Below are 821 nucleotides of genomic sequence, written 5' to 3' on the forward strand. Positions count from 1 at the left end.
TGCGAGTTTGCACCAACGACCTAAAGTCAGTGCATGGATTCTGTATGCCTTAAGTGCAGTTTTTGTGATTGCACTAGTGTGGGCTGCATTAACCAATATGGATGAAATTATTCGTGGTGAAGCGAAGGCGATTCCATCGGCAAGCATTCAAAAGATTCAGAACCTTGAGGGCGGCATTCTTGAAGAAGTGATGGTACGCGATGGCCAACTTGTGGAAAAAGGTGCGGTATTGCTTGTCTTAGATGATACACAGGCATCGGCGAATCTTATTCAATCTGAAACGGAATACCTAGCAGCCTTAGCCAAAGCGGCTCGAATCGAAGCTGTCGTGAATATTACCGACCCCGTCTATCACAATTCTCTCTATAACAAAGCGCCGCAGTTTATTGATGCTGAAAACCAGTTGCTCGAAATTCAACTCAATGAGCACAACAGTAATTTGCGCATTATTGAACTGGAAATGGAAGAAGCGCAACAAGAGCTCGCGAGTGCTAATCAAGCCTTACGCAGCTATCAACAACAACTACGTTTATCCAAAGAGCAACGTCGAATTAATGCACCGCTCGTTAAACAAGGAGCTGTGCCGGCAATTGAGTTGTTGAATATCGATCAGCGTATTTCTGAACTAAATCTTGAAGTAGGTAGAAGCAAATCGGACATCCCTCAGATCAAAAGCAAACTGATGCGACTTGAGCAGAAGAAAAGAGCGGTTGTCGAAGAGTTTCGTGGCGAAGCACAAAAAGAGTTAGCGGATGTGCGCGCCAACATTGAGATTGCCAATGCAGATATTAGCAGACGCGCCGACCAGCAAAGACGAACAC

1 protein-coding gene is annotated in these 821 nt (G+C 45.2%); it reads left to right on the plus strand.

All coding sequences use genetic code 11. The features are described from left to right. The coding region (locus tag A3739_RS01670) for a biotin/lipoyl-binding protein (protein ID WP_156502244.1) at window positions 1-821 on the plus strand (821 nt) is incomplete at both ends.

It is taken from the genome of Oleiphilus sp. HI0067, from assembly GCF_001635735.1.